The organism is Allobosea sp. GW822-FHT03F07 (assembly GCF_058801345.1).
Map to the genome: position 1 here is coordinate 1031984 of NZ_JBXAND010000001.1, position 21945 is coordinate 1053928.

23 protein-coding genes and 1 pseudogene are annotated in these 21945 nt (G+C 66.2%); 19 read left to right on the forward strand and 5 right to left on the reverse strand.

Annotation, left to right across the window (positions count from 1 at the left end; all coding sequences use genetic code 11):
• Positions 1–95 precede the first annotated feature (95 nt).
• The 19 genes and pseudogenes from AC1RMY_RS04885 (at position 96) to AC1RMY_RS04975 (ending at position 16844) form a co-directional block, all read left to right on the forward strand.
• Positions 96–1271 carry a muconate/chloromuconate family cycloisomerase gene (locus AC1RMY_RS04885; protein WP_492862820.1) on the forward strand — a complete coding sequence of 392 codons (1176 nt, stop codon included), beginning with the start codon at positions 96–98 and terminating at the stop codon, positions 1269–1271.
• A 4-nt stretch (positions 1272–1275) separates the two neighbouring features.
• Entirely contained in the window at positions 1276–1566 is a 291-nt protein-coding gene (gene catC, locus AC1RMY_RS04890; protein WP_492862822.1) for a muconolactone Delta-isomerase, read from the forward strand.
• Positions 1567–1623: 57 nt separating this feature from the next.
• Complete coding sequence (catA, locus tag AC1RMY_RS04895) at positions 1624–2553, forward strand: catechol 1,2-dioxygenase (protein ID WP_492862823.1); 930 nt, start codon at positions 1624–1626, stop codon at positions 2551–2553.
• A 70-nt stretch (positions 2554–2623) separates the two neighbouring features.
• Complete coding sequence (benA, locus tag AC1RMY_RS04900) at positions 2624–4000, forward strand: benzoate 1,2-dioxygenase large subunit (RefSeq protein WP_492862824.1); 1377 nt, start codon at positions 2624–2626, stop codon at positions 3998–4000.
• A 67-nt stretch (positions 4001–4067) separates the two neighbouring features.
• A complete protein-coding gene (gene benB, locus AC1RMY_RS04905; RefSeq protein ID WP_492862825.1) occupies positions 4068–4592 on the forward strand; it encodes a benzoate 1,2-dioxygenase small subunit in 525 nt (174 codons plus the stop codon).
• Positions 4593–4708: 116 nt separating this feature from the next.
• Positions 4709–5719, forward strand: coding sequence for a benzoate 1,2-dioxygenase electron transfer component BenC (gene benC, locus AC1RMY_RS04910; RefSeq protein WP_492862826.1), 1011 nt, complete (start codon positions 4709–4711; stop codon positions 5717–5719).
• The gene (gene benD, locus AC1RMY_RS04915; RefSeq protein ID WP_492862828.1) at positions 5716–6504 is read left to right on the forward strand and encodes a benzoate diol dehydrogenase BenD; all 789 of its coding nucleotides are present in this window, start codon (positions 5716–5718) and stop codon (positions 6502–6504) included. Before benC ends, benD begins: the two co-directional genes overlap by 4 nt.
• Positions 6505–6515: 11 nt before the next feature.
• A complete protein-coding gene (locus tag AC1RMY_RS04920; RefSeq protein WP_492862829.1) occupies positions 6516–7346 on the forward strand; it encodes a 3-oxoadipate:acetyl-CoA acetyltransferase in 831 nt (276 codons plus the stop codon).
• Positions 7347–7731: 385 nt separating this feature from the next.
• Positions 7732–8946 (forward strand): ABC transporter substrate-binding protein, encoded by a 1215-nt coding sequence (locus tag AC1RMY_RS04925; RefSeq protein ID WP_492862830.1) that lies wholly within the window; start codon positions 7732–7734, stop codon positions 8944–8946.
• 83 nt (positions 8947–9029) lie between these two features.
• On the forward strand, positions 9030–9896 hold the full coding sequence (locus AC1RMY_RS04930) for a branched-chain amino acid ABC transporter permease (protein ID WP_492862831.1): 867 nt from the start codon (positions 9030–9032) through the stop codon (positions 9894–9896).
• Between the two features lie 10 nt (positions 9897–9906).
• Positions 9907–10938 (forward strand): branched-chain amino acid ABC transporter permease, encoded by a 1032-nt coding sequence (locus AC1RMY_RS04935; protein WP_492862832.1) that lies wholly within the window; start codon positions 9907–9909, stop codon positions 10936–10938.
• Positions 10931–11692: an ABC transporter ATP-binding protein gene (locus AC1RMY_RS04940; protein WP_492862833.1), complete on the forward strand. Its 762-nt coding sequence runs from the start codon at positions 10931–10933 to the stop codon at positions 11690–11692. Before AC1RMY_RS04935 ends, AC1RMY_RS04940 begins: the two co-directional genes overlap by 8 nt.
• Positions 11689–12399, forward strand: coding sequence for an ABC transporter ATP-binding protein (locus AC1RMY_RS04945; RefSeq protein ID WP_492862834.1), 711 nt, complete (start codon positions 11689–11691; stop codon positions 12397–12399). Before AC1RMY_RS04940 ends, AC1RMY_RS04945 begins: the two co-directional genes overlap by 4 nt.
• Positions 12400–12447: 48 nt before the next feature.
• Positions 12448–12969: pseudogene (locus AC1RMY_RS04950) on the forward strand (transposase); the annotation flags it as partial.
• Between the two features lie 292 nt (positions 12970–13261).
• On the forward strand, positions 13262–14140 hold the full coding sequence (locus AC1RMY_RS04955) for an S-methyl-5'-thioadenosine phosphorylase (RefSeq protein ID WP_492862835.1): 879 nt from the start codon (positions 13262–13264) through the stop codon (positions 14138–14140).
• Between the two features lie 85 nt (positions 14141–14225).
• On the forward strand, positions 14226–14447 hold the full coding sequence (locus tag AC1RMY_RS04960; RefSeq protein ID WP_492862836.1) for a hypothetical protein: 222 nt from the start codon (positions 14226–14228) through the stop codon (positions 14445–14447).
• Positions 14448–14523: 76 nt separating this feature from the next.
• Entirely contained in the window at positions 14524–15069 is a 546-nt protein-coding gene (locus AC1RMY_RS04965; RefSeq protein WP_492862837.1) for an adenine phosphoribosyltransferase, read from the forward strand.
• A 10-nt stretch (positions 15070–15079) separates the two neighbouring features.
• A complete protein-coding gene (gene mtnA, locus AC1RMY_RS04970) occupies positions 15080–16186 on the forward strand; it encodes an S-methyl-5-thioribose-1-phosphate isomerase (RefSeq protein ID WP_492862838.1) in 1107 nt (368 codons plus the stop codon).
• Positions 16187–16199: 13 nt separating this feature from the next.
• Positions 16200–16844 carry a class II aldolase/adducin family protein gene (locus tag AC1RMY_RS04975; protein WP_492862839.1) on the forward strand — a complete coding sequence of 215 codons (645 nt, stop codon included), beginning with the start codon at positions 16200–16202 and terminating at the stop codon, positions 16842–16844.
• 129 nt (positions 16845–16973) lie between these two features.
• Here AC1RMY_RS04975 and AC1RMY_RS04980 read toward each other — a convergent pair whose 3' ends face one another.
• The 5 genes from AC1RMY_RS04980 to AC1RMY_RS05000 form a co-directional block, all read right to left on the reverse strand.
• The gene (locus tag AC1RMY_RS04980; RefSeq protein WP_492862840.1) at positions 16974–17909 is read right to left on the reverse strand and encodes a dihydrodipicolinate synthase family protein; all 936 of its coding nucleotides are present in this window, start codon (positions 17907–17909) and stop codon (positions 16974–16976) included.
• Positions 17910–17999: 90 nt separating this feature from the next.
• Positions 18000–19229 (reverse strand): M24 family metallopeptidase, encoded by a 1230-nt coding sequence (locus AC1RMY_RS04985; RefSeq protein ID WP_492862841.1) that lies wholly within the window; start codon positions 19227–19229, stop codon positions 18000–18002.
• A gap of 80 nt (positions 19230–19309) precedes the next feature.
• On the reverse strand, positions 19310–20029 hold the full coding sequence (locus AC1RMY_RS04990) for a GntR family transcriptional regulator (RefSeq protein ID WP_492862842.1): 720 nt from the start codon (positions 20027–20029) through the stop codon (positions 19310–19312).
• A 13-nt stretch (positions 20030–20042) separates the two neighbouring features.
• The gene (locus tag AC1RMY_RS04995; RefSeq protein ID WP_492862843.1) at positions 20043–20897 is read right to left on the reverse strand and encodes an ABC transporter permease; all 855 of its coding nucleotides are present in this window, start codon (positions 20895–20897) and stop codon (positions 20043–20045) included.
• Between the two features lies 1 nt (position 20898).
• A complete protein-coding gene (locus tag AC1RMY_RS05000; RefSeq protein ID WP_492862844.1) occupies positions 20899–21939 on the reverse strand; it encodes an extracellular solute-binding protein in 1041 nt (346 codons plus the stop codon).
• Positions 21940–21945 lie beyond the last annotated feature (6 nt).

Consider the following 21945-nt stretch of genomic DNA (forward strand, 5'->3'; position numbering starts at 1 on the left):
AGGTCTTCGATACCTCCTGGGTATGAAAATAGACACAATCAATCCTGTGCAGCAAGCGGGGCGAATCCTATCGTCGGCCCATCTCAGCAAGGGCCGTGACCTTGACGATTGCAGCCACCCGGATAGAGCAGGTCGAGACGTTTCTGGTCGATCTTCCGACCATTCGTCCGCACCAGCTGTCGATGACGACGATGCAGGGCCAGACCCTGATGATCGTCAGGATCCACTCTTCCGACGGCATCGTTGGCGTCGGCGAGGGGACGACCATCGGCGGGCTTGCCTACGGGCCCGAGAGCCCGGAGGGCATGAAGCTCGCGATCGACACCTATTTCACGCCGGTCCTGCTGCAGAGCGACCCCAATCGCATCGGCCAGACGATGGCTGCGATCGCCAGGGCGGTCCAGGGCAACAACTTCGCCAAGAGCGCGGTCGAGACGGCGCTGCTCGACGCGATCGGCAAGCGCACCGGCCTGGCGGTGTCGGAGCTGCTGGGCGGGCGCTTCCATGACCGCCTGCCCGTCGCCTGGACGCTGGCGAGCGGCAACACCGGCAGGGACATCGCCGAAGCGGAGCAGATGCTCGAGCGGCGCCGGCACAACATCTTCAAGCTCAAGATCGGCCGCGGCGACCCGCGCGAAAACATCGCCCATGTCGCGGCGATCAAGCAGGCCCTGGGCGGCCGCGCCAGCGTCCGCGTCGACGTCAACCAGGCCTGGAGCGAGGCGACGGCCTCGGCCTGCCTGCCGATGCTGGCCGATGCCGGCGTCGACCTGATCGAGCAGCCGATCGCGCTGAAGAACCTCAAGGGCATGGCACGTCTGGCGCGCGAGACTTCGGTCGCGATCATGGCGGACGAGGCGCTGAACGGCCCCGAGACGGCGTTCCAGATCGCTTCGCTCGCCGCCGCCGACGTGTTCGCTCTGAAGATCGAGCAGTCGGGCGGGCTCCACGCCGGCGCCAAGGTGGCGGCGATCGCGGAAGCTGCCGGGATCGGCCTCTATGGCGGCACGATGCTGGAGGGCGCGGTCGGGACGGTCGCCTCCGCCCAGCTCTTCGCCACGATCGCCAAGCTGGAATGGGGCACGGAGCTGTTCGGGCCGCTGCTGCTGACCGAGGAAATCCTCGAGGAACCGCTCGACTACAGCGAGTTCAGTCTCGGCGTCCCCACGGGGCCGGGCCTCGGCATCGCGCTCGACGAGGCGCGCATCGCCCGCTTCCGCCGCGACCGGGCCGAACGCTCGGTCCATCTCGTGCTCAAGACGGGGAGCTGAGGCGATGCTGTTCCAGGTCGAGATGGAGGTCCGGCTGCCGCACGACATGCCTGCGGGAAAAGCCGACGCGTTGAAGAAGACCGAGCGCGAACGCGCTCGGGAACTGCAGGAATCGGGGCGGTGGCGCCATCTCTGGCGCGTCGCCGGCCGCTACGCCAATGTCAGCGTCTTCGACGTCTCAGGTCCCGAGGAGCTCCACCAGATCCTCTCCGCGCTGCCGTTGTTTCCGTTCATGGAGATCAGCGTGACCCCGCTCTGCCGCCATCCCTCCTCGATTCGCGAGGATGACCACTAGCCGTTCGATCCATTCAAGCCGGCCACCAAAGAGCCGCTTCAACACGAGGGAAACGCCATGCCTGCCAATCTGATCTCGAAGAGCGACATGAAGGCGCTCGCCGCCAAGGCGGCGGGCCTCGACCAGCCCGGCGGCGATCCGCGCGTGAAGCAGGTCGTCAACCGGCTGCTCTACCGGCTGATGCAGGTCATCGACGAGCTCGACGTCTCCATGGACGAGTTCTGGGCCGGCGTCGGCTATATCGGCGAGGCGTCGAAGGCGAACGAGCTCGGCCTCGTCGTGCCCGGCATCGCGCTGGAGCATTTCCTCGATCTTCGCCTCGACGAGGCCGAGCGCCTGGCCGGCCTCGACGGGGGCACGGCCCGCACGATCGAGGGGCCGCTCTACATTGCCGGCGCTCCGCTGTGCAAGCACGAGGCGCGTCTCGACGACGGCACTGACGATGGCGAGATCCTGTTCATGGAGGGACAAGTGCTCGACACCAAGGGTCGCCCGGTTCCCGGCGCGATCGTCGATGTCTGGCACGCCAATTCCTTCGGCTTCTACTCGTTCTTCGGGCCGCCGCAGTCGCCTTACAATCTGCGCCGCCGTATCGAGACCGACGCCGAGGGCTGCTACCGCTTCCGCTCGATCATGCCGTCCGGCTATGGCTGCCCTCCCGGCTCCAACACCGAAAGATTGCTGGCGCAGATGGGCCGCCATGGCCAGCGCCCGGCCCATATCCACTTCTTCGTCACCGCGGACGGCTACCGGCAGTTGACGACGCAGATCAACATCGACGGCGACAAGTACCTCCACGACGATTTCGCCTTCGGCACGCGCGACGATCTCATCCCGCCCGTCGAGCGCGTCACCAATGCGGCCGAGATCCACAAGGCCGGACTCAACAAGCCGTTCGCCCGCATCGTGTTCGACTTCAGGATGACCCGCGAACAGGCCGGGGCGCCCAGCACCATCGTGCGCCGCGAGCACGCCGTCGCCGCCTGAATGCCTGCAAGACGAGGGCCGCGCAGGTCGGGGTGGCCCTCCGAAAAGACGACACAGGGGAGTTAGGGCCATGCTGGACGCCGTCATCGAGCGACTGGAAGCCTCCGTCGAGGACAATCACGAGACCGGAACCTTCCGCTGCCGGCGCGACATCTTCACCGATCCCGAACTGTTCGAGCTGGAGATGAAGCATATCTGGGAAGGCAACTGGATCTACTTAGCCCATGAGAGCCAGATTCCGAACAACAACGACTATCTGACCGGCTACATCGGGCGCCAGCCGATCGTGATCAGCCGGGATCGCCAGGGCCAGCTGCAAGCCTTCCTGAACGCCTGCTCGCATCGCGGCGCCATGGTCTGCCGGCACAAGCGCGGCAACAAGTCGACCTATACCTGCCCCTTCCACGGCTGGACCTTCAACAACACCGGCAAGCTTCTGAAGGCTAAGGATCCCGACGGGGCCGGCTATCCCGAGACCTTCAACAAGAACGGCTCGCATGACCTGACCAAGGTCGCGCGCTTCGACAATTATCGCGGCTTCCTGTTCGGCAGCCTGAATCCGGACGTGAAGCCGCTGCAGGAGCATCTCGGCGAAGCCGCCAAGATCATCGACCTCATCGTCGACCAGTCGCCGGAGGGGCTCGAGGTGCTGCGCGGCTCCTCGTCCTACATCTATGACGGCAACTGGAAGCTGCAGACCGAGAACGGCGCCGACGGCTACCATGTCTCCTCCGTGCACTGGAACTATGCCGCCACCACCAACCAGCGCAAGGCGGCGGTGGCGGCGGCCGCCGGCAAGGACGATGTCCGCGCCATGGACGCCGGCGGCTGGGCCAAGAAGGGCGGCGGCTTCTATTCGTTCGAGAACGGCCATCTCCTGCTCTGGACCAACTGGTCCAACCCCGAGGATCGCCCGCTCTACGAGCGCCGTGCCTCGCTGGTCGAGCAGTTCGGCGAGCCGCGAGCCGACTGGATGATCGAGAAGAGCCGCAATCTCTGCCTCTATCCGAACGTCTATCTGATGGACCAGTTCTCGTCGCAGATCCGGATGTACCGGCCGATCTCGGTCGATAAGACCGAGGTGACGATCTACTGCATCGCGCCCAAGGGCGAGAGCGCCGAGGCCCGCGCTCACCGCATCCGGCAATATGAGGACTTCTTCAACGCCTCCGGCATGGCGACGCCGGATGATCTCGAGGAGTTCCGTTCCTGCCAGATCGGCTATGGCGCCCGGAACGCGGCCTGGAACGATCTCTCTCGCGGCGCGGCCCACTGGATCAAGGGGGCCGATGCCGATGCGGACGCCATCGGCCTGAAGCCTCTGCTCTCAGGCGCCAAAACCGAGGACGAGGGCCTGTTCGTGGTCCAGCATCGCTACTGGAAGGACGCAATGGTCTCGGCACTGCGCAAGGAAGCCGCGGCCGGCTTCCGTCAGGCGGCCGAATGAGACCGGGCGCCATGGGCCGCAGAGCCTGCGGCGCCCTGACTCAACCAGAACGACAAGGGAGGATCGCATGTCGGTCATGCTGAAGCCCGTCGCCAAGGCGAGGGTTGTGACGATCGAGGAGGTGCAGGCCTTCCTCTATGCCGAGGCGCGCGCGCTCGACGATCGCGACTGGGACGCCTGGCTCGCCTGCTATGCGCCACAGGCGACGTTCCACATGCCGGCCTGGGACGATGACGACACGCTGACCGAGGATCCCCAGAAGGAGATCTCGCTGATCTACTACGGCTCGAAGCAGGGCCTCGAAGATCGCGTGTTCCGGATCAGGACCGAGCGGTCGAGCGCGACCTCGCTGCCGGAGCCGCGCACCTCGCACAACATCTCGAATGTCGAGATCGTCGAGCAGGGCGAAGGCCATGCCAAAATCCGATTCAACTGGCTGAACCTCAGTTTCCGCTACAAGACGACCGACAGCTATTTTGGCACGTCGCATTATACGCTCGACACCTCCGGAGACGAGCTGAAGATCACGGCCAAGAAGGTCGTTCTGAAGAACGACTACATCCACCACGTGGTGGATATCTATCACATCTGAACACGGTACCTGGGCGGCTGGACGCCACGTCTTCAGGGCGGACGTTTCCGCGCAGGCCTATGGAGGCAGCAGGCCGCGGGTCGATGGACCGGCGGAGCCTCTGCTGGAGGACGATCATGACGCATCGCATCGCCCTGAACTTCGAGGATGGGGTCACCCGCTTCATCGAGGCGCGCCCGGACGAACTCGTGGCAGACGCCGCCTATCGCCTCGGCCTCAACATCCCGATGGACTGCCGCGACGGCGCCTGCGGCACCTGCAAGTGCCATTGCGAATCCGGCCGCTACACGCTCGGCAGCTTCATCGACGACGCGATGACCGATGAGGAGGCCGCGCAGGGCTATGTCCTGACATGCCAGATGAAGGCGCAATCGGACTGCGTCATCAATATCCCGGCCTCGTCATCCGTCTGTAAGATCAAGCCCGCGTCGCTGTCGGCGACCGTCGCCGGGATTCGTAAGCTCTCGCCGTCCACCATCGGCTTTTCGCTTTCGCTTGCCGACGACGCCCTGTCCTACCTGCCCGGGCAATACGTCAACGTTTCCGTCCCCGGCACGTCGCAGACGCGGTCCTATTCGTTTTCTTCGATGCCGCGCGAGGGGGCGGTCGAATTTCTCGTCCGCAACATTCCCGGCGGGCTGATGTCGAGCTATCTCGCGGAGCGCGCCGCGCCGGGCGACGCCCTGACCATCACGGGGCCGATCGGCAGCTTCTACCTGCGCGAGGTCAAGCGGCCGCTGCTGCTTCTCGCCGGCGGCACCGGGCTCGCTCCGTTTCTGGCGATGCTCGACGACGTGAAGCGCAGCGGCGGCGACCAGCCGATCCATATGATCTACGGCGTCACCAGCGACGCCGATCTGGTCGAGACCGACAAGCTGACGGCCTTCGCGGCGGATATCGCCGGCTTCACCTATTCGACGGTCGTGGCCGATCCGGCGAGCGGCCACGACCGCAAGGGCTATGTCACGAATCATATGCCGGATGCCGTGCTGCACGACGGCGATGTTGACGTTTATCTCTGCGGGCCGCCGCCGATGGTCGACGCCGTCCGCACTCATCTCGCGGAGCGAGGCGTCGCACCGAAGAGCTTCCATTTCGAGAAGTTCTCGCCGTCGGAGGCGAAATGACGGCGTCGGCCATGCGGTTTTCCGGCAAGAGCATGGTCGTGACCGGGGCCGCCCAGGGTATCGGCCGGCAGGTCGCCGTCGAAGCTGCGGCCGAGGGCGCCAGGCTGACGCTCGTCGACCGCTCGCCCCTCGTCGAGCAGGTGGCGAGCGAGATCCGCGACGGCGGCGGCGAGGCGATCGGCATCGTCGCCGACCTCGAGAGCTGGGACGCCAATGTCGAGGTCATGCAGGCGGCCAGCCGGGCCTATCGGGCGATCGACGTCCTCGTCACCAATGTCGGCGGCGCGATCTGGATGAAGCCTTTCCAGCATTTCGACGAGACGCAGATCGTCGCGGAAATCCAGCGCTCGCTCTTCCCGACGCTCTGGGGTTGCCGGGCCGTGCTGCCCCATATGCTCGAACAGGGGCGCGGCGCCATCGTCAACGTCTCGTCGATCGCGACCAAGGGCATCAACCGCGTGCCCTACTCGGCCGCCAAGGGGGGCGTGAACGCCCTGACGGCGGCGCTGGCCTTCGAGCTCGGAACCAGGAACATCCAGGTCAATGCGGTCGCTCCTGGCGGGACCACCGCGCCGCCGCGCAAGGTGCCGCGCAACACCGAGGCGCAGGGCGCGCAGGACAAGGCCTGGATCCAGGAGGTCGTCGACCAGACCGTCCAATCCAGCCACATGAAGCGTTACGGGCTGCTGCGCGAGATGTCCGCAGCCATCCTGTTTCTCGCTTCGGACGCCGCCTCCTACATCACAGGCACGGTGCTGCCGGTCGGTGGCGGCGACCAGGGCTGAGGCGCACCGTCATGAGGCCTGTCATCCTCGCCGTCGCCATCACGGGCTCGGTGCCGCGCAAGAAGGACAACCCGGCCGTTCCGGTTCTCCCCGCCGAGCAGATCGAGTCGACCCATGCCGCCTACGAAGCCGGCGCGTCGCTCGTGCACATCCATGTCCGCAACGACGACGAGAGTCCGTCCTCGGAGCCCGAGCGTTTCGCCCAGGTGCAGGAGGGCGTCCGCCGATTTTGCCCGGGCATGATCGTCCAGTTCTCGACCGGCGGCCGCGGGCGCGATCCCGCCGCGCGCGGCCTGTCCCTCGTCCACCGGCCCGACATGGCGTCGCTCTCGACCGGCTCGACGAATTTTCCGACCATCGTCTACGAGAACTCAGCCTCGCTCGTGACCGAGCTTGCGACGCGCATGAAGGCGTTTGGAATCGCGCCCGAGATCGAGATTTTCGATCTCTCGCATATCCATGGCGCGCGGCGCCTGATCGACGCGGGACTGATGTCGACGCGGCCGCATGTCCAATTCGTGCTCGGGGTCCAGAACGCCATGCCGGCGGACGAGCATCTGCTCGACATCCTGCTCGCGGAGACCCGGCGGGTCATCCCTGGCGCAACCTGGACGGCGGCGGGCATTGGCCGGCATCAGGCGCCGGTGATGGACTGGGCGCTGGCGCGCGGCGCCGATGCCGTCCGCACCGGGCTGGAAGACAATATCCGTATCTCGAAGGATCGGCTTGCGAGCAGCAATGCCGAGCTGGCGAGTCTGGCTGCCGAGGCCATCGCACGACATGGCGGACGCCCGGCTTCTCCCGCCGAAGCGCGATCGGCGCTCGGCTTGCGGGCGGCCTGACGGCTTCCGGTCCGCCGGAGGAGGCGGCATCAGCCTTTGACGCGCCGCATCGGCTGGGGCTGCTCCCCGCCAGGCTCTCGCGAATCTCGGTCCGGCCCGGTTCGGCAACGGCCTGCGCGCCCGGCCTTCAGGCAGTCGATACTTCTACGCCATAAATTCAATCGCACGCCGGCTCGAACGTCCCGCAAGTGCGGGGCGTTTGCGGAATTGGCGAAGCGGTCATACCCGCAAGGTATCAAAATACACTCAATCGATCCTGTCCTTAACGAGTGGGCCTCCCTAGCGTGACTGTCGGGAAGAAACGCTTGCCGCACGAGGGGACCGGTCATGCCGGACGTCCTTCCCGGCAGCGAAAAATGCGCAACAGCCGCTGGAGGAGAATTTCATGCCGCAATCGATCGTTCTGTCGCGCCCGCTTGACCGCCGTCGCTTTCTCGTAGGTTCGGCGGGGCTCGCCGCCGCTGGCGCTGCGTTCCGCTTTCCGACGCCGGCAATCGCGCAGCCCGCGCCGCTCAAGGTCGGCTTCATGCTGCCTTATTCGGGCACCTTCGCGAAGCTCGGCAAATTCATCGATGACGGCTTCCGCCTCCATGTCGAGCAGCAGGGCGGCTCACTCGGCGGTCGCCCGATTCAGTTCGTCCAAGTCGACGACGAGTCCAAGCCCGAGAGCGCGACCGACAACATGAACCGCCTCGTCGGCCGTGAGAAGGTCGATGTCGTCGTCGGGACGGTGCATTCCGGCGTCGCCATGGCGATGGTCAAGGTTGCCCGCGACACCAACACGATGCTGGTCATCCCGAACGCAGGCGTGAATGAGGCCACCGGCCCGCTCTGCGCGCCCAACATCTTCCGGACCTCCTTCTCGAACTGGCAGGTCTGCGAGCCGATGGGCAAGGTGATGTTCGACGAGGGTCGGCGCAACGTGGTGACGATCACCTGGCGCTACGCTGCCGGCCAGCAGATGGTCGGCGCCTTCGCCGAGGGCTTCACCAAGGCCGGCGGCAAGGTCGTCGAGGAACTGGCGCTGCCGTTCCCGGAGGTCGAGTTCCAGGCCCTGATCACCCGCATCGCGACGCTGAAGCCCGACGCCGTCTTCGCTTTCTTCGCGGGCGGCGGCGCGGTGAAGTTCGTCAAGGACTATGCTGCGGCCGGCCTCAACAAGTCCGTTCCGCTCTACGGCGCGGGCTTCCTGACCGATGGCACGATTCCGGCCCAGGGCGAGGCGGCCAACGGCATCAAGACGACGCTGCATTACGCCGACAATCTCGACAACGCCGCAAACAAGTCCTTCCTGACCGCCTTCAAGGCGAAGACCGGGCAGGACGGCGATATTTATGCGGTGCAGGGCTTCGATGCGGCGGCGCTGATGGCGGCGGGACTTTCCGCCACGAAGGGCGATTGGGGCGCACGAACGCAGGTCGCTGCGGCCATGCAGGCGGCCAAATTTGACAGCCCGCGCGGCCCGCTGAGCTTCAGCAAGGCGAACAACCCTGTCCAGAACGTCTATCTGCGCGAGGTCCGCAACGGCCGCAACGAGCTCGTCTCGGTCGCCGGCCAGGCTGTGAGCGACCCGGCGCGCGGCTGCCGCGCTCAGAGCTGAGCGCCGCCGCCACCCGGAGGAGGGCGCGCGCTGAACCTCCCGCACGCGCGCCCTCCGACTTTTTCTCCCGAAGGAGCATCGCCATGGATGCGATAACCTTCGCCGTTCAGCTCCTGAATGGCGTCCAGTACGGCCTTGTGCTGTTTCTCGTGGCGAGCGGCCTGACGCTGGTCTTCGGCATCCTCGGCGTCATCAACCTCGCCCATGGCGCCTTCTACATGCTCGGCGCCTATCTCGCCTGGGCGATCGCGTCCTATACCGGCAGCTTCGCGCTGGCGCTCGTCGGAGCGCTGGCGATCTCGTTCGCGCTCGGCGTCGCGCTCGAAGAGGTCTTCGTCAAGCGCATGATCGGGCGCGACCATCTCGCGCAGGTGCTGCTGAGCTTCGGGCTCATCCTGGTGGTCGACGAGCTCCGCCAGATCCTGTTCGGCAAGGACGTTCACGCGGTCGCACCGCCTTCCTGGCTGCAAGGTTCGATCCAGCTCACCGAGATGTTGTCCTACCCGGTCTACCGGATCGCGCTTTGCCTGGTGTGCCTCGTGCTGGCGGCGGCGATCTTCTACGTGATCCAGAGGACACGGCTCGGCATGATCATCCGCGCCGGCGCCGAGAATCGCGACATGACGCGCTGTTTCGGCATCCCGTTCGATCTGGTCAACCGCTACGTCTTCGCCGGCGGGATCGCGCTCGCCGGCCTCGGCGGCATCCTCGTCGCGCCGATCTCGACCGTCTTCCCGGGCATGGGCGACGGCATGCTGATCCTTTCCTTCGTGGTGGTCGTTCTGGGCGGCATCGGCTCCGTCGCCGGCGCGGCGATCGGCGCGCTGCTGATCGGCCTCACCGACACCTTCGGCAAGGTCTTCTTCCCGCAAATCTCGTCGATCCTGATCTATGTGCTGATGGCCGGCGTGTTGCTCTGGCGGCCGAACGGCCTGCTCGGCAAGGCGTGAGGAGGCTGCAATGATCCGATCCGCAACACCCGTGACCATGGTCGCCATCGCCGCCGCTCTGGCCTTGGCGCTGGCGCTGCCGGTGATCGCGCCGGGCTATTACGTCCAGTTCGCCTCGAAGGCGATGCTGATGGGCATGCTGGCGCTCTCGCTGAACCTGATCGTCGGTTTCGGCGGACTGGTCAGCATGTGCCATGCCGCCTTCTTCGGGCTCGCCGGCTACATGCTGGGCTTCATGACGCCGGACAGCGGCGGCGCCTCGCTCTGGCTGTCGCTGCCCGTCGCACTTTTGACGGTCGGGGCGGTCGCCGCGATGATCGGCGCGCTGTCGCTGCGCACGCGCGGCATCTACTTCATCATGGTCACGCTCGCCTTCGGCGAGATGCTCTTCTACTTCTTCCACGATACCAGGATCGGCGGCGGCTCGGATGGCATGTACATCTATTTCAAGCCGGAGATTGCGATCGCCGGCTCGGCCCTGCTCGATCTCGAAAAGTCGAACTCCTTCTATTACGTCGCGCTGGCCTGTCTCGTAGGCACGGCGCTGCTGATCCGGGGGCTTATCGGCTCGCCCTTCGGTCATGCGCTGGTCGCCGCCCGGGACAATGAGCGCCGGGCGCTCTCGCTCGGCTTTCCCGTCTTTCGCGTTCGTCTCGCCGCCTTTGTGATCTCGGCTATGATCGCCGGTCTCGCCGGCTATTTCTCGGCGGCGCAGTTCGGCTTCGTCGCGCCGCAGCTGCTCGGCTGGCATCTCAGCGCGACGGTGCTCGTCATGGTCGTGCTCGGCGGCATGAGCTCGATCCTGGGGCCGCTTGTGGGCGCGCTCGCCCTGATCGGTCTGGAGGAGGTGCTGAAATCCTCCTTCGAGCATTGGAAGCTGATCAAAGGGCTCGTCGTGATCGGGCTGGTCTTCGCCCTACCGGGCGGGCTGCAGCAGCTTGCGGCCATGTTCCAGACAGGATCTTCGCAACTGCCAGACATGGACGCTGACGCCACCGAACCCGTCCCCATGCCAGCCGGGAAGGTGAGCGGCCATGTCTGAGATCCTGCTCAAGGCGACGGCGCTGGAAAAGCGCTATGGTGGTCTGAAGGCTGTATCGGGCGTCTCGATCGACGTCCATCGCGACGAGGTCCATGCCGTTATCGGGCCCAATGGGGCGGGCAAGTCGACGCTCATCAACCTGCTCTCCGGGGACGTCTCCGTCAGCGCCGGCGCCGTGATGCTCGGCGAGCGCGACATCACCAATCTCGCGCCGGATCGTCGCGCCCGCACCGGCCTCGGCCGCTCCTACCAGAAGACGACGATCTTCCAGAATTCCACCGTCTTCGAGAATGTGCGCCTCGCAGTCCAGGCGCATGGCGGTCAGGCGCTGCGGCCGTTCGGCAGCGTCGTCAGAGACAGCAACGTCAACGCTCGCGCCGATCGCGCGATCGCCGAGGTCGGCCTAGCGCATCGCGCCGGCACCATCGCGAAACTGATGAGCCATGGCGAGCAGCGCCAGCTCGAAATCGCCATGGTGCTCGCGACGGAGCCGAAGGTCATCCTTCTCGACGAGCCGCTCGCGGGAATGGGCCATGCGGAGGCCGCGAGCATGATCGCGCTGATTGGCCGCCTGAAGTTCGGGCGCGCTGTCTTGCTGGTGGAGCACGACATGGACGCCGTCTTCGCTTTGGCCGACCGGCTGACGGTCATGGCGGACGGCACGGTGATCGCCTCCGGTTCGCCCGAGCATGTCCGCAGCCACCCGGCCGTCCGTTCCGCCTATCTCGGCCACGATCATGGAGCGGCCGCATGAACGCGCTGTTGTCGATTTCCGACCTGAAGAGCTTCTACGGCGCCAGCCAGGTTCTGCACGGGGTCAACCTTGTAGTGAGGCCAGGCGAGCAGATCGCCCTGATCGGTCGCAACGGCATGGGCAAGACGACCCTGCTGAAGTCGATCGTCGGACTGCTCGCCGATCGGCGCGGGCAGATCAGCTTCGCCGGATCGGAGACCTGCGGCGCCAGGCCGGAAGACATCGCCCGCAAGGGCATGGCCTATGTGCCGGAAGGGCGCGGCATATTCGGCTCGCTCTCGGTGGTCGAGAACCTCCTTATGGCGTCGCGCGCCGGCCTCTCCGGCTCCCGGCGCTGGACGATCGAGCGCGTCTTCGAGGTCTTTCCGCGCCTGCATCAGCGCCGTGGCAACGGCGGGCACCAGCTTTCCGGCGGCGAGCAGCAGATGCTCTCGATCGGGCGCGCCTTGATGACCAATCCCGACCTAATCCTGCTCGACGAGGCCACCGAGGGCCTCGCACCGCTGATCGCGCAGGAGATCTGGCGGACGCTCGGCGTGATCCGGTCCGAGGGCATCGCGACCATCGTGGTCGATAAGGACTTCCGCAGCCTGGCCAAGGTCGCCGACCGCATGGTGATCATGACGAAAGGAGAAATCGCCTTCGACGGAAGCCCCAACGAACTGCAGGCGGATCTTGCGATCTTGGAACGAAATTTGGGCGTCTAACGGCGCACACGCCCGAGCCGCCACGCCAGGCGACCCAGCATCAGCAGCGAGCTGGCGCTGCGCGAGACGGAACTCAGCCCGCGCGAACTGGCCGTGCGCTTCACCGACGAGAAGAGCTACTTCGTCTCGGAAGCCTCGGTGTATCGGCTGCTGAAAGCGCATGATCTGATCACCAGCCCGGCTTACATCGTCATCAAGGCGGCGTCCGAGTTCAAGGACAAGACGACGGCGCCCAATCAGCTCTGGCAGACCGACTTCACCTATCTGAAGATCACCGGATGGGGCTGGTATTATCTCTCGACCGTGCTCGACGACTTCTCCCGCTTCATCGTCGCCTGGAAGCTCTGCGCCACGATGCGGGCAGACGACGTCACGGCCACGCTCGATCTGGCGCTGGCGGCATCGGGGCTCGACCGGATCACGGTCGCGCACCGGCCGAGGCTGTTGAGCGACAACGGCTCGTCCTACATCTCGGCCGACCTCGCGACCTGGCTCGACGGCAAGGGCATGCAGCATGTTCGCGGCGCGCCCTACCATCCCCAGACGCAGGGCAAGATCGAGCGCTGGCACCATCGGCGCAGAAAAGTCATGAAACCAAGGATGGCTGCGGTCGCAGCCATCCTCCGGAAGGATGTATTACGATGCAATCGTACATCGTACGTCAATCTCGCGTAACCCATTGTCATGTTTGGTGATTTTGTCACAGACTCAAGAACTATGTCAGTGTTGGGTGTAAGTCGGCAACGGGCTTTTTTCGTTGGAGAGGCGCGTTGCAGCCGCGACTTGCCCGCAGCGGCGGCCTCTGCTTGATGACACCGTCACACGAGATTGCTTCCGTCGCATCTTCACTGGGGAATCACGCATGAGCGAAGCGGTGCTCGGAATCATCGGCGGGTCGGGCATCTACGACCTGCCCGGGCTGACGGAGCTGCGCGAGGAACGCATCGAGAGCCCCTGGGGCGAGCCCTCCGACATGCTGCGGACGGGCCGGATCGGCACGACGAAGATCGTCTTCCTGCCGCGCCATGGCCGGGGCCATGCGATACCGCCCTCCGAGATCAATTACCGCGCCAATATCGACGTGATGAAGCGCGCCGGCGTGACGGATCTCGTCTCGCTCTCGGCCTGCGGCTCCTACAAAAGTGAGCTTTATCCCGGCCTGTTCGTGCTGGTCGACCAGTTCGTCGACCGCACCAGCGGGCGGCCAAGCTCGTTCTTCGGCAAGGGCTGCGTCGCGCATGTCTCGCTCGCCCATCCGGTCGGCCCCGCCCTGCGCGCCCGGATTGCGGATGCCGCGACCGCCGAGGGGCTGCCCTTTGTGCAGGGCGGGACGCTGGTGACGATGGAGGGCCCGCAATTCTCGACCCTTGCCGAGTCGTTGACGTATAAGGGCCTCGGCTACGACCTGATCGGGATGACGGCGATGCCCGAGGCCAAGCTCGCCCGCGAGGCCGAGATCACCTATGCCACCGTGGCCATGGTGACGGACTACGATTGCTGGCACGAGGAGCATGGGCCGGTCGATGTCGCAGCCGTCGTCAAGGTGCTGCACGAGAACGCCGACAAGGCGAAGCGGCTGGTGGCGCGGCTGGCGGCCGATTTCCCGGCGCAGCGCGTGCCCTGTCCGGCGGGCTCCCACAATGCGCTCGACAATGCCATCATCACAGCCCCTGAAGTCCGTGACCCAGCGCTTCTCGCCAAGCTCGACGCCGTGGCGGGGCGCGTTCTGAAGCCTGTCTGAACGGCGTGGAACCGGCGCGCTCATGTCCCGTTCAGCAGCCGGGGGCTTGTCTTCCCGGCCATGCTGCCACGGAAAGGAGACCGCCATGAGGCTCGCCATGACCGCCGCCCTGCTCGCGGGGCTCGCCGCCCCTGCGCTCGCCGGGAACACCTCGTCGAATTCCAGTTCGAATTCGTCCAACGGCGTCCATACGCGGGTAGACACGGTGATCACCGAGGATGATCGCGGGCGCCGGAGCCATTATGAGCGCCGCATCTACCGCGACGAGCGCGCGCCGCGCGAGCGCCGCCGATTCAGGGGCTGGTAGAGCCCGGTAAGCGCGACGGTTCCCTTGGGCCGGCGGCATGCGCTAAGGAGGCGTGTCGTCGCAGCGAGCCCAGCGCATGGATCGAAACAGCCTTCTCGACCTGAAGAATTCCATCCGCTCGATTCCGGACTATCCCAAGCCCGGCATCGTCTTCCGCGACATCACCACGCTGCTCGGCGATGCGCGCGCTTTCCGCCGGGCCGTGGACGAGCTGGTGCAGCCCTTCGCTGGTCTGAAGATTGCCAAGATCGCCGGCATCGAGGCGCGCGGCTTCATCCTCGGCGGCGCGGTGGCGCATCAGCTTTCGGCGGGTTTCGTGCCGGTTCGCAAGAAGGGCAAGCTGCCGCACCAGACGGTCAGCGTGACCTATGAGCTGGAATACGGGACCGGCGAGATCGAGGTACACAAGGACGCCGTCTCGCCCGGCGAGCGCGTTCTCCTCGTCGACGACCTGATCGCGACCGGCGGCACGGCGGAGGGCGCGGTCAATCTGCTGTCGCGCCTGGGTGCGGAGGTGGTGGCAGCCTGCTTCATCGTCGACCTGCCGGATCTCGGCGGCGCCGACAGGATCAGGCGACTCGGCCTTCCCGTGCGCACGCTGGTCTCCTTCGGCGGGCATTGAGGTTGCGGTCATGAAGATCCACGGTCAGGCCTATCGCACCATCTGGCTGGCGCAGGATGGCTGGCGCGTCTGCGTCATCGATCAGACGCGGCTGCCGTTCCGCTTCGAGACCGTCACGCTGTCCTCGGCCGAGGCGGCGGCGGAGGCGATCCGCAGCATGGTCGTGCGAGGCGCGCCGCTGATCGGCGCGACGGCCGCCTATGGCACGGCGCTGGCGATGCGGGCCGACGCCTCCGACACCGCCCTGGAGGCATCGCTGGCCCTGCTCGGCGCGACGCGGCCGACGGCGGTCAATTTGCACTGGGCTCTGGAGCGGATGCGGGCGGCGCTTGCGCCGCTATCACCGGCAGAGCGCGTCGAAGCCGCGTATGCGGAAGCCGCCGCGATCTGCGACGAGGATGTCGCGCTCTGCCGCGCCATCGGCGAGCATGGGCTCGAGGTGATCCGTGCGATCGCTGCCGAGCGGCCGGCCGGGAAGGCCATTAATATCCTGACGCATTGCAATGCAGGTTGGCTCGCGACGGTCGACTGGGGAACCGCGCTGGCGCCGATCTATCTCGCCCATGATGCGGGCATTCCCGTCCATGTCTGGGTCGACGAGACCCGGCCGCGCAATCAGGGCGCGGCGCTCACCGCCTATGAACTTGGAGCGCATGGCGTGCCGCATACCGTGATCGCCGACAATGCCGGCGGTCATCTGATGCAGCAGGGCGAAGTCGACATGGTGATCGTCGGCACCGACCGGACGACGGCGACCGGCGATGTCGCCAACAAGATCGGCACCTATCTCAAGGCGCTCGCGGCGCATGACAACGGCGTGCCGTTCTATGTCGCGCTGCCGTCGCCGACGATCGACTGGGGCCTGTCGGACGGACTGCGCGAGATTCCGATCGAAGAGCGCTCAGCGCGGGAGGTCACGCATCTGGCGGGAGTGGGCGAGGATGGCGAAGTGCGTGCCTTCCGCGTCGTCGCGCCCGGCACCAATGCGGCGAATCCCGCCTTCGACGTCACGCCCGCGCGGCTCGTCACAGGGCTGATCACCGAGCGCGGCGTCGCCGGGGCGAGCGCTGAAGGGCTGGCCCGGCTGTTCCCGGAACGGGTACGCGGCGCGGCATGACGAAAGCACGGCAATGACGATGGATGAACTCGGCGCGCAGATCGTCGCGGTCGCGCAGGCGATCGACAAGGCGGGCTTCTGCCCCTCGAAATCCGGCAATGTCTCCGCGCGGACGGAAGGTGGCTTCCTGATCACGCCGTCGGGCCTGCCCTATGCGCAGACGACGCCGGAGGACCTGATCGAGCTGTCGCTCGACGGCGCGGTGGTTTCTGGCAGTCGCAAGCCGTCTTCGGAATGGCCCTTCCATCTGGCGATTTACAAGGCCCGGCCGGAGGCGCAGGCGATCGTCCACACGCATTCGCCGCGAGCGACCGCGTTGTCCTCGACGCGGCGGGGCATTCCCGCCTTCCATTACATGATCGCGCTCTGCGGCGGCGCGGATGTCCGCTGTGCCGATTATGCGACCTTCGGTTCGCCAGAGCTGGCGGAGAATGCGGTGCGGGCCTTGGAGGGGCGCAAGGCCGTGCTCCTCGCCAACCACGGCGTGATCGCGCTCGGAGGCTCGCTCGCGGGCGCGCACCAGATCGTGGCGGAGGTCGAGAACCTCGCCGGACAGTATCTCGACATCCTCGCCTCGGGCCTGGAGCCGGTCATCCTCGACGAGGCGGAAATGGCGCGGGTCAGCGCCAAGTTCGCGGGCTACGGCAAGGTCGGCTGAGAGGAAGGTAGCCCCGGTCCGCAGCGGGCCGGGGCTGCTCTATTCGGGCGTGTCGCGTCTTCCTTCATCCGCGGCTTGTCCGGGATGACGCGGTGTTCCCGCAGAAAATCCGCGCGGCTCCGCGCCGCGTCAGCCCTGCGCCCAGACTGCGTACCAGGCCTTGAACAGCTCGAGCTGGGTGCGGGCATAGTGCTTCTGCGCCTCGCTCAGCTTGTCCGAGGCGTTGAAGTGCAGCTCGTATTCCGGGTTGCCTTCGAGGACCATCAGATACTTGTAGTACAGGACCAGGTCCGGCCCCTCGTCGAAGCTCGACAGGACGCCGAGCGCGCTGTCCAGCTCCTGCGCCTTGCGGCGCGCCTCGACATCGCCCTTCGCGGCCTTCTCGCAGAGCGATACGAGATGAAGGACTTGCTTTGGCAGCACGTTGCCGATGCCGGTGATCGCGCCGGCCGCGCCGCAGTTGACGAAGCCGTGGACGACCTGGGTGTCGACGCCGACCATCAAGGTGATGTCGTCGGACTGGCCGGAGATGTTCTCGGCCGCGTAGGTCAGGCTCTTGGCGCCGCCGAACTCCTTGAAGCCGATCAGGTTCGGATAGCTGGCGCGCAGCTTGAAGAACAGCTCGGCGCGGGTCTCGAAGCCGTAATAGGGGCTGTTGTAGATTACGGCCGGCAGGCCGTTCGCGGCTTCCAGGATGGCAGCGAAATGCGCCTCCTGCGCCGAGGGCGAGGGGCCGCGCGAGAGAACGCGGGGGATAACCATCAGGCCCTTGGCGCCGACCTCGCTGGCGTGCGTGGCGAAGGCGGCGGCGCGCTGCGTGTTCTGGGCGCCGGTGCCGACGATCAAGGGCACGCCGGCTTTGGCGAGCCGGGCAACGCCTTCCATGCGCTGTTCATCGGTCAAGAGGGGCCAGTCGCCCATCGAGCCGCAATAGACGACCGCCGACATGCCGGCGGCGATCAATTCCTGGCCCTTGCGGACGAGCGCGTCGAAATCCGGGCTGCGATCCGCCTTGCACGGTGTCATGAGAGCCGGAATCGTTCCGGAGAAGATATTCGGAGCCATGGTGCGTTTCCTTTGCCGTTTCTTGGCAGGCTTGAAGAATCAGGAGATGGCTCCTGCGGCCCCGACGGCGCAGCCGTCGGGGCCGCAGGTTTAGGTGCCCGTTGCGGATAAGGCCTCGTAGGCGAAGGGATCGTCCACGGTGTGGGCCGGCTGGGTGAACCAGCGGGCGCCATCCTCCGCCATGTAGGCGATGTCCTCGAGCCGCACGCCGAACTCGCCGTAGATGCACATCATCGGCTCGACCGAGAAGCACATGCCGACCTGGAGCGGAGTCTTGTTGCCCTTCACCATGAAGGACTCTTCGTGGACATCGAGGCCGAGCCCGTGGCCGGTGCGGTGGGGCAGGCCGGGCACCTTGTAGCCGGGGCCGTAGCCGGCCGCTTCGATCACGCTGCGCGCGCCGAAATCGACGTTCTCGCAGGGCGCGCCGAGCTTCGCGGCCGCGAAGCCGCCGAGCTGCGCCTTCTTCTCGAGATTCCAGATCTCGCGCTGGCGGTCGGTCGGCTCGCCGAAGACATAGGTGCGGGTGATGTCGGAGCGATAGCCGCCGACCTTGGTGCCCATGTCGATCAGCACCATGTCGCCGTCGACCAGCGTCTGCTCATAGGGCACGCCATGGGGATAGGCGGTCGCCTCGCCGAACTGGGCGGCGCCGCTGGTCCAGCTCATGCCGAGCTTGCGATGGGCCTGGTCGAGGAACATCTTGACCTGCGCGGTGGTGACGCCGACCTGCAGCGTGCGGGCGGCGGCGCGGTGCACCTCCATGGTGATGTCCATGGCGCGCTGGATCAGCGCGATCTCGGCGGCCGACTTGAGCTGCCGGCAGGTCGCGGTGATCGAATTGCCGTGGGTGAAGGAGAAGCGGTTGCCGGCCTTGCGCAGGCCGTCGACGATGTAGAACGGCGTATGCGGATCGAGCGCGACCTGGCCGCTTTCGTAGCCCATGCTGCGGATGGTCTCGATCACCAGCTCGGTCGGGTCCTCATGCTCTTCCCAGCAGCGGACGTCGTCGCCGAATTTCATGTATTCGCGCGTCTTCGGCTCTTCGAAGGCCGGGCTGAGATAGGCGATCTCGCCTTCGACCGGGATGACCGCGCCGTGCAGGCGTTCGGTCAGACCGAGCTGGATGCCGGTGAAATAGGCGAGGCTCGTCGAGGTATCCAGATAGAGCGCCTGCAGGCCTTGCTCGCGCAGCAGCGCCTGCGCCTTGGCTATACGCTCCTTGAATTCCTTCACCGCGATCGGCTCGATGCCATCAGTCATCGGCTTCAGCTTGGCGAGTTCCGCCTCGAAGCTCGATCCGCCCACTCCGATCGTCATGGTCTGTTATCCTCGTTCGTCAGTCTTGAGAGCTTTTGGGGTGAAAAGCGGATGCGCTTAAGGCCGCGGGCGAGTTTCCCTCAGGCCGCCGGCGTTTGCGGCTCGGCAAGAGCGTCCTCGTCCGGCTGCAGCAGTTGCAGCAGGTCATGACGGACGGCGAGGACATGGTCGAGCGTTAGCCGGGCGGCGCCTTCGGCATCGCCCGCACGACACAGTTCGAGCAGGGCGGCATGCTCCTGCTTTGCCCGCGTCGTCGCGCCGTTCGACCTGGCGAGCTGGACGCGGGTGTAGCGATCGGTGTTGGCGAGCAGCACCCGCACCAGCTCGAAGGTCTGGTTGCGTCCCGCCGCCTGGTAGAGCGAGAGGTGATATTCGGTGTTGAGCTCCCCCCAGGCGTCGAGGTCGCCATTGGCTATCGCGGTCGCATAGTCGGCGAGGATGATCTCGGCCCGGGTGAAGTCACTCGGCTGGAGCCGTGGCACGGCGCGCCGGATCAGGTCCGGCTCCAGCATGGCGCGCAGGTCGAAGAGTTCGGCAATGTCGAGCGCTGAAAGTGCCGTGACCACGGCGCCGCGATGCGGATGGAGCGTTACCAGCCCTTCCGCCGCGAGCTGGTGGAAGGCCTCGCGAATCGGGATGCGGCTGATGCCGAACTCCTTCGCCAGTGCGTCTTGCCGCAGGGCCTCGCCGGCCGCGACCGAGCCGGAGAGGATGCGCCGGCGCAGCTCCGCCACGGCTGCTCCCGTCACCGTCTGGCGGAACTGCGGCAGTTTCGAACGCGTGCGCAGGGGCGTGATCATGCGGGTTTCCGGTTCACTGGGCCTTGTAGCGGCGTTGCACCAACAGCCCGGAAATGGCCGTCAGCGAGAGCGTCGTCAGCATCAGGATGAAGGCGATCGAGGCAGCGAAGGGCCAGTTGTTGTTCACGGCGAACTCCCGATAAAGCATCGGCGCCATCATCTGGAAGCGCGCGCCGCCGAGCAGGAAGGGCGTGGCATAGGCGTTCATCGCCAGGATGAAGCAGAGGATGCCTCCCGTGCCGATGCCGGGCAGAGCCAGCGGCAGAACGACATGCCAGAAGCGCCTTGTCGGGTCGGCGCCGAGGCTGTCGGCCGCCTCCTCCAGCCGCGCATCGATGCCCTCGATCACGCTCTGCAGCGTCAGGATCATATAGGGCAGGTTGATCGAGAGGATGCCGATCCCCACCGCAAAGGAGGTGTAGAGCAGCGAGATCCCGCTACCGCCGAGCGCGCCATAGGCGGCGTCGATGATGCCGCCGCGCCCAAGCACACCCATCCAGCCGAGCGCGCGCACCGTCGAGCCGATGAAGAGGGGGAGGATGATCAAGAGCACGCCGATCGACTTCCAGCGGCTCTGCGAGCGTGCCAGCTTGTAGGCGATGGGAAAGCCCAGCAGCAGGCAGAGCAGCGTGGTGACAATGGCGATGCTGAAGGTCGTCCAGAGGACCCCGGTATAGAAGGGGTCGGTGACGAAACGGAGATAGTTCTCCGGGGTGAACGCCTCGACCATGAAGGTGCGGCGGTCGTATTTGTTCAGGCTGTAGCGGGCGAGCAGCGCCAGCGGCAGCACTAGCGACAGCATGACGACCATGGTCGCCGGCCCGATCAGCAGCGAAGCGGTGAGCCCCTCGGGCCGGCGCGTTTTCATCTCAGCGCCGATCCAGCAGGCGGCGCCACCAGTCGTTCATGTCGTCGCGGACGGCACTGAGCTGGGGGTAGGGCGCCGGCAGGAGCTTCGTGCCCTCCGGCAGGGCGAGGCGCTTGGCGACGTCACCTTCGAGGGCCGCGTTGGTGATGGTCGGGTGATAGCCCATGCTGTCGGCGAAGCCGCGCTGGGCACGCGGATCGAGGGCTGCGTTGATATAGGCGAAGGCGCCGGCCTTATTGGGTGCGTTCTTCAGCACGCACATGCTGGAGACATAGGTCAGGCAGCCCTCGGCCGGGAAAGAAGAGGCCATCTCGACGCCGCCCTTGGTCCAGAACAGCACGCGGGCGTGCCAGACGAGGCCGACATCGATCTCGCCCGACTTGATCGCCGGAGCGAAGGCCTCGGTCGAGGTGTAAGCCCTGGCGCCGGCCTTGATCAGCTTCTCGAGCGTCGCCTTGACCTCGGCGATCTTCCCGGCCTCGCCCTGCTGCTTCAAGGCCGCGGCCATGGCGACCCAGATGTAGCTGTTGTCGAGGATGCCGACCTTGGAGCCGTAGGCCGCCATCTCGTCGAAGCTCTTCGGAGGCGTCTTCACGCGCTCGGGGCTATAGGCGATGACCTGCGGGCTGTAGATGTGCGGGATCGAATAGGGCGTCGCGAAGGTCGGCTGGACGTATTTGAGGTTCGGCACCTTGCTTTCGTCCAGCGGCTCGAGCAGGCCGGAATCCTCGAGATCATAGGCGGCCGGCGCCTGCACGCAGATGACGTCGACGCTGCCGCGCGGCAAGCGGCGCTGCGCGATCGACTTGGCGACGCGGGTCGGCTCGGTGCCGGCGTCCTGGACGACCTCGATGCCCTTCGGCTTGAGCAGCGGCTCCTCGATGTTCTGGGTCAGGAGCTTGGCGTAGTCGCCCCCCCAGGTGCTCATCACGACGCGGCCGGGCTCCTGGGCGCGGAGGATTGCGGGTGCAAAGGGCGCGGCGGCGGCGCCTGCGGCGAGCGTCAGCAGGTGGCGTCGATTGGGCTTGAACAGGTCCGTCATCGTGGT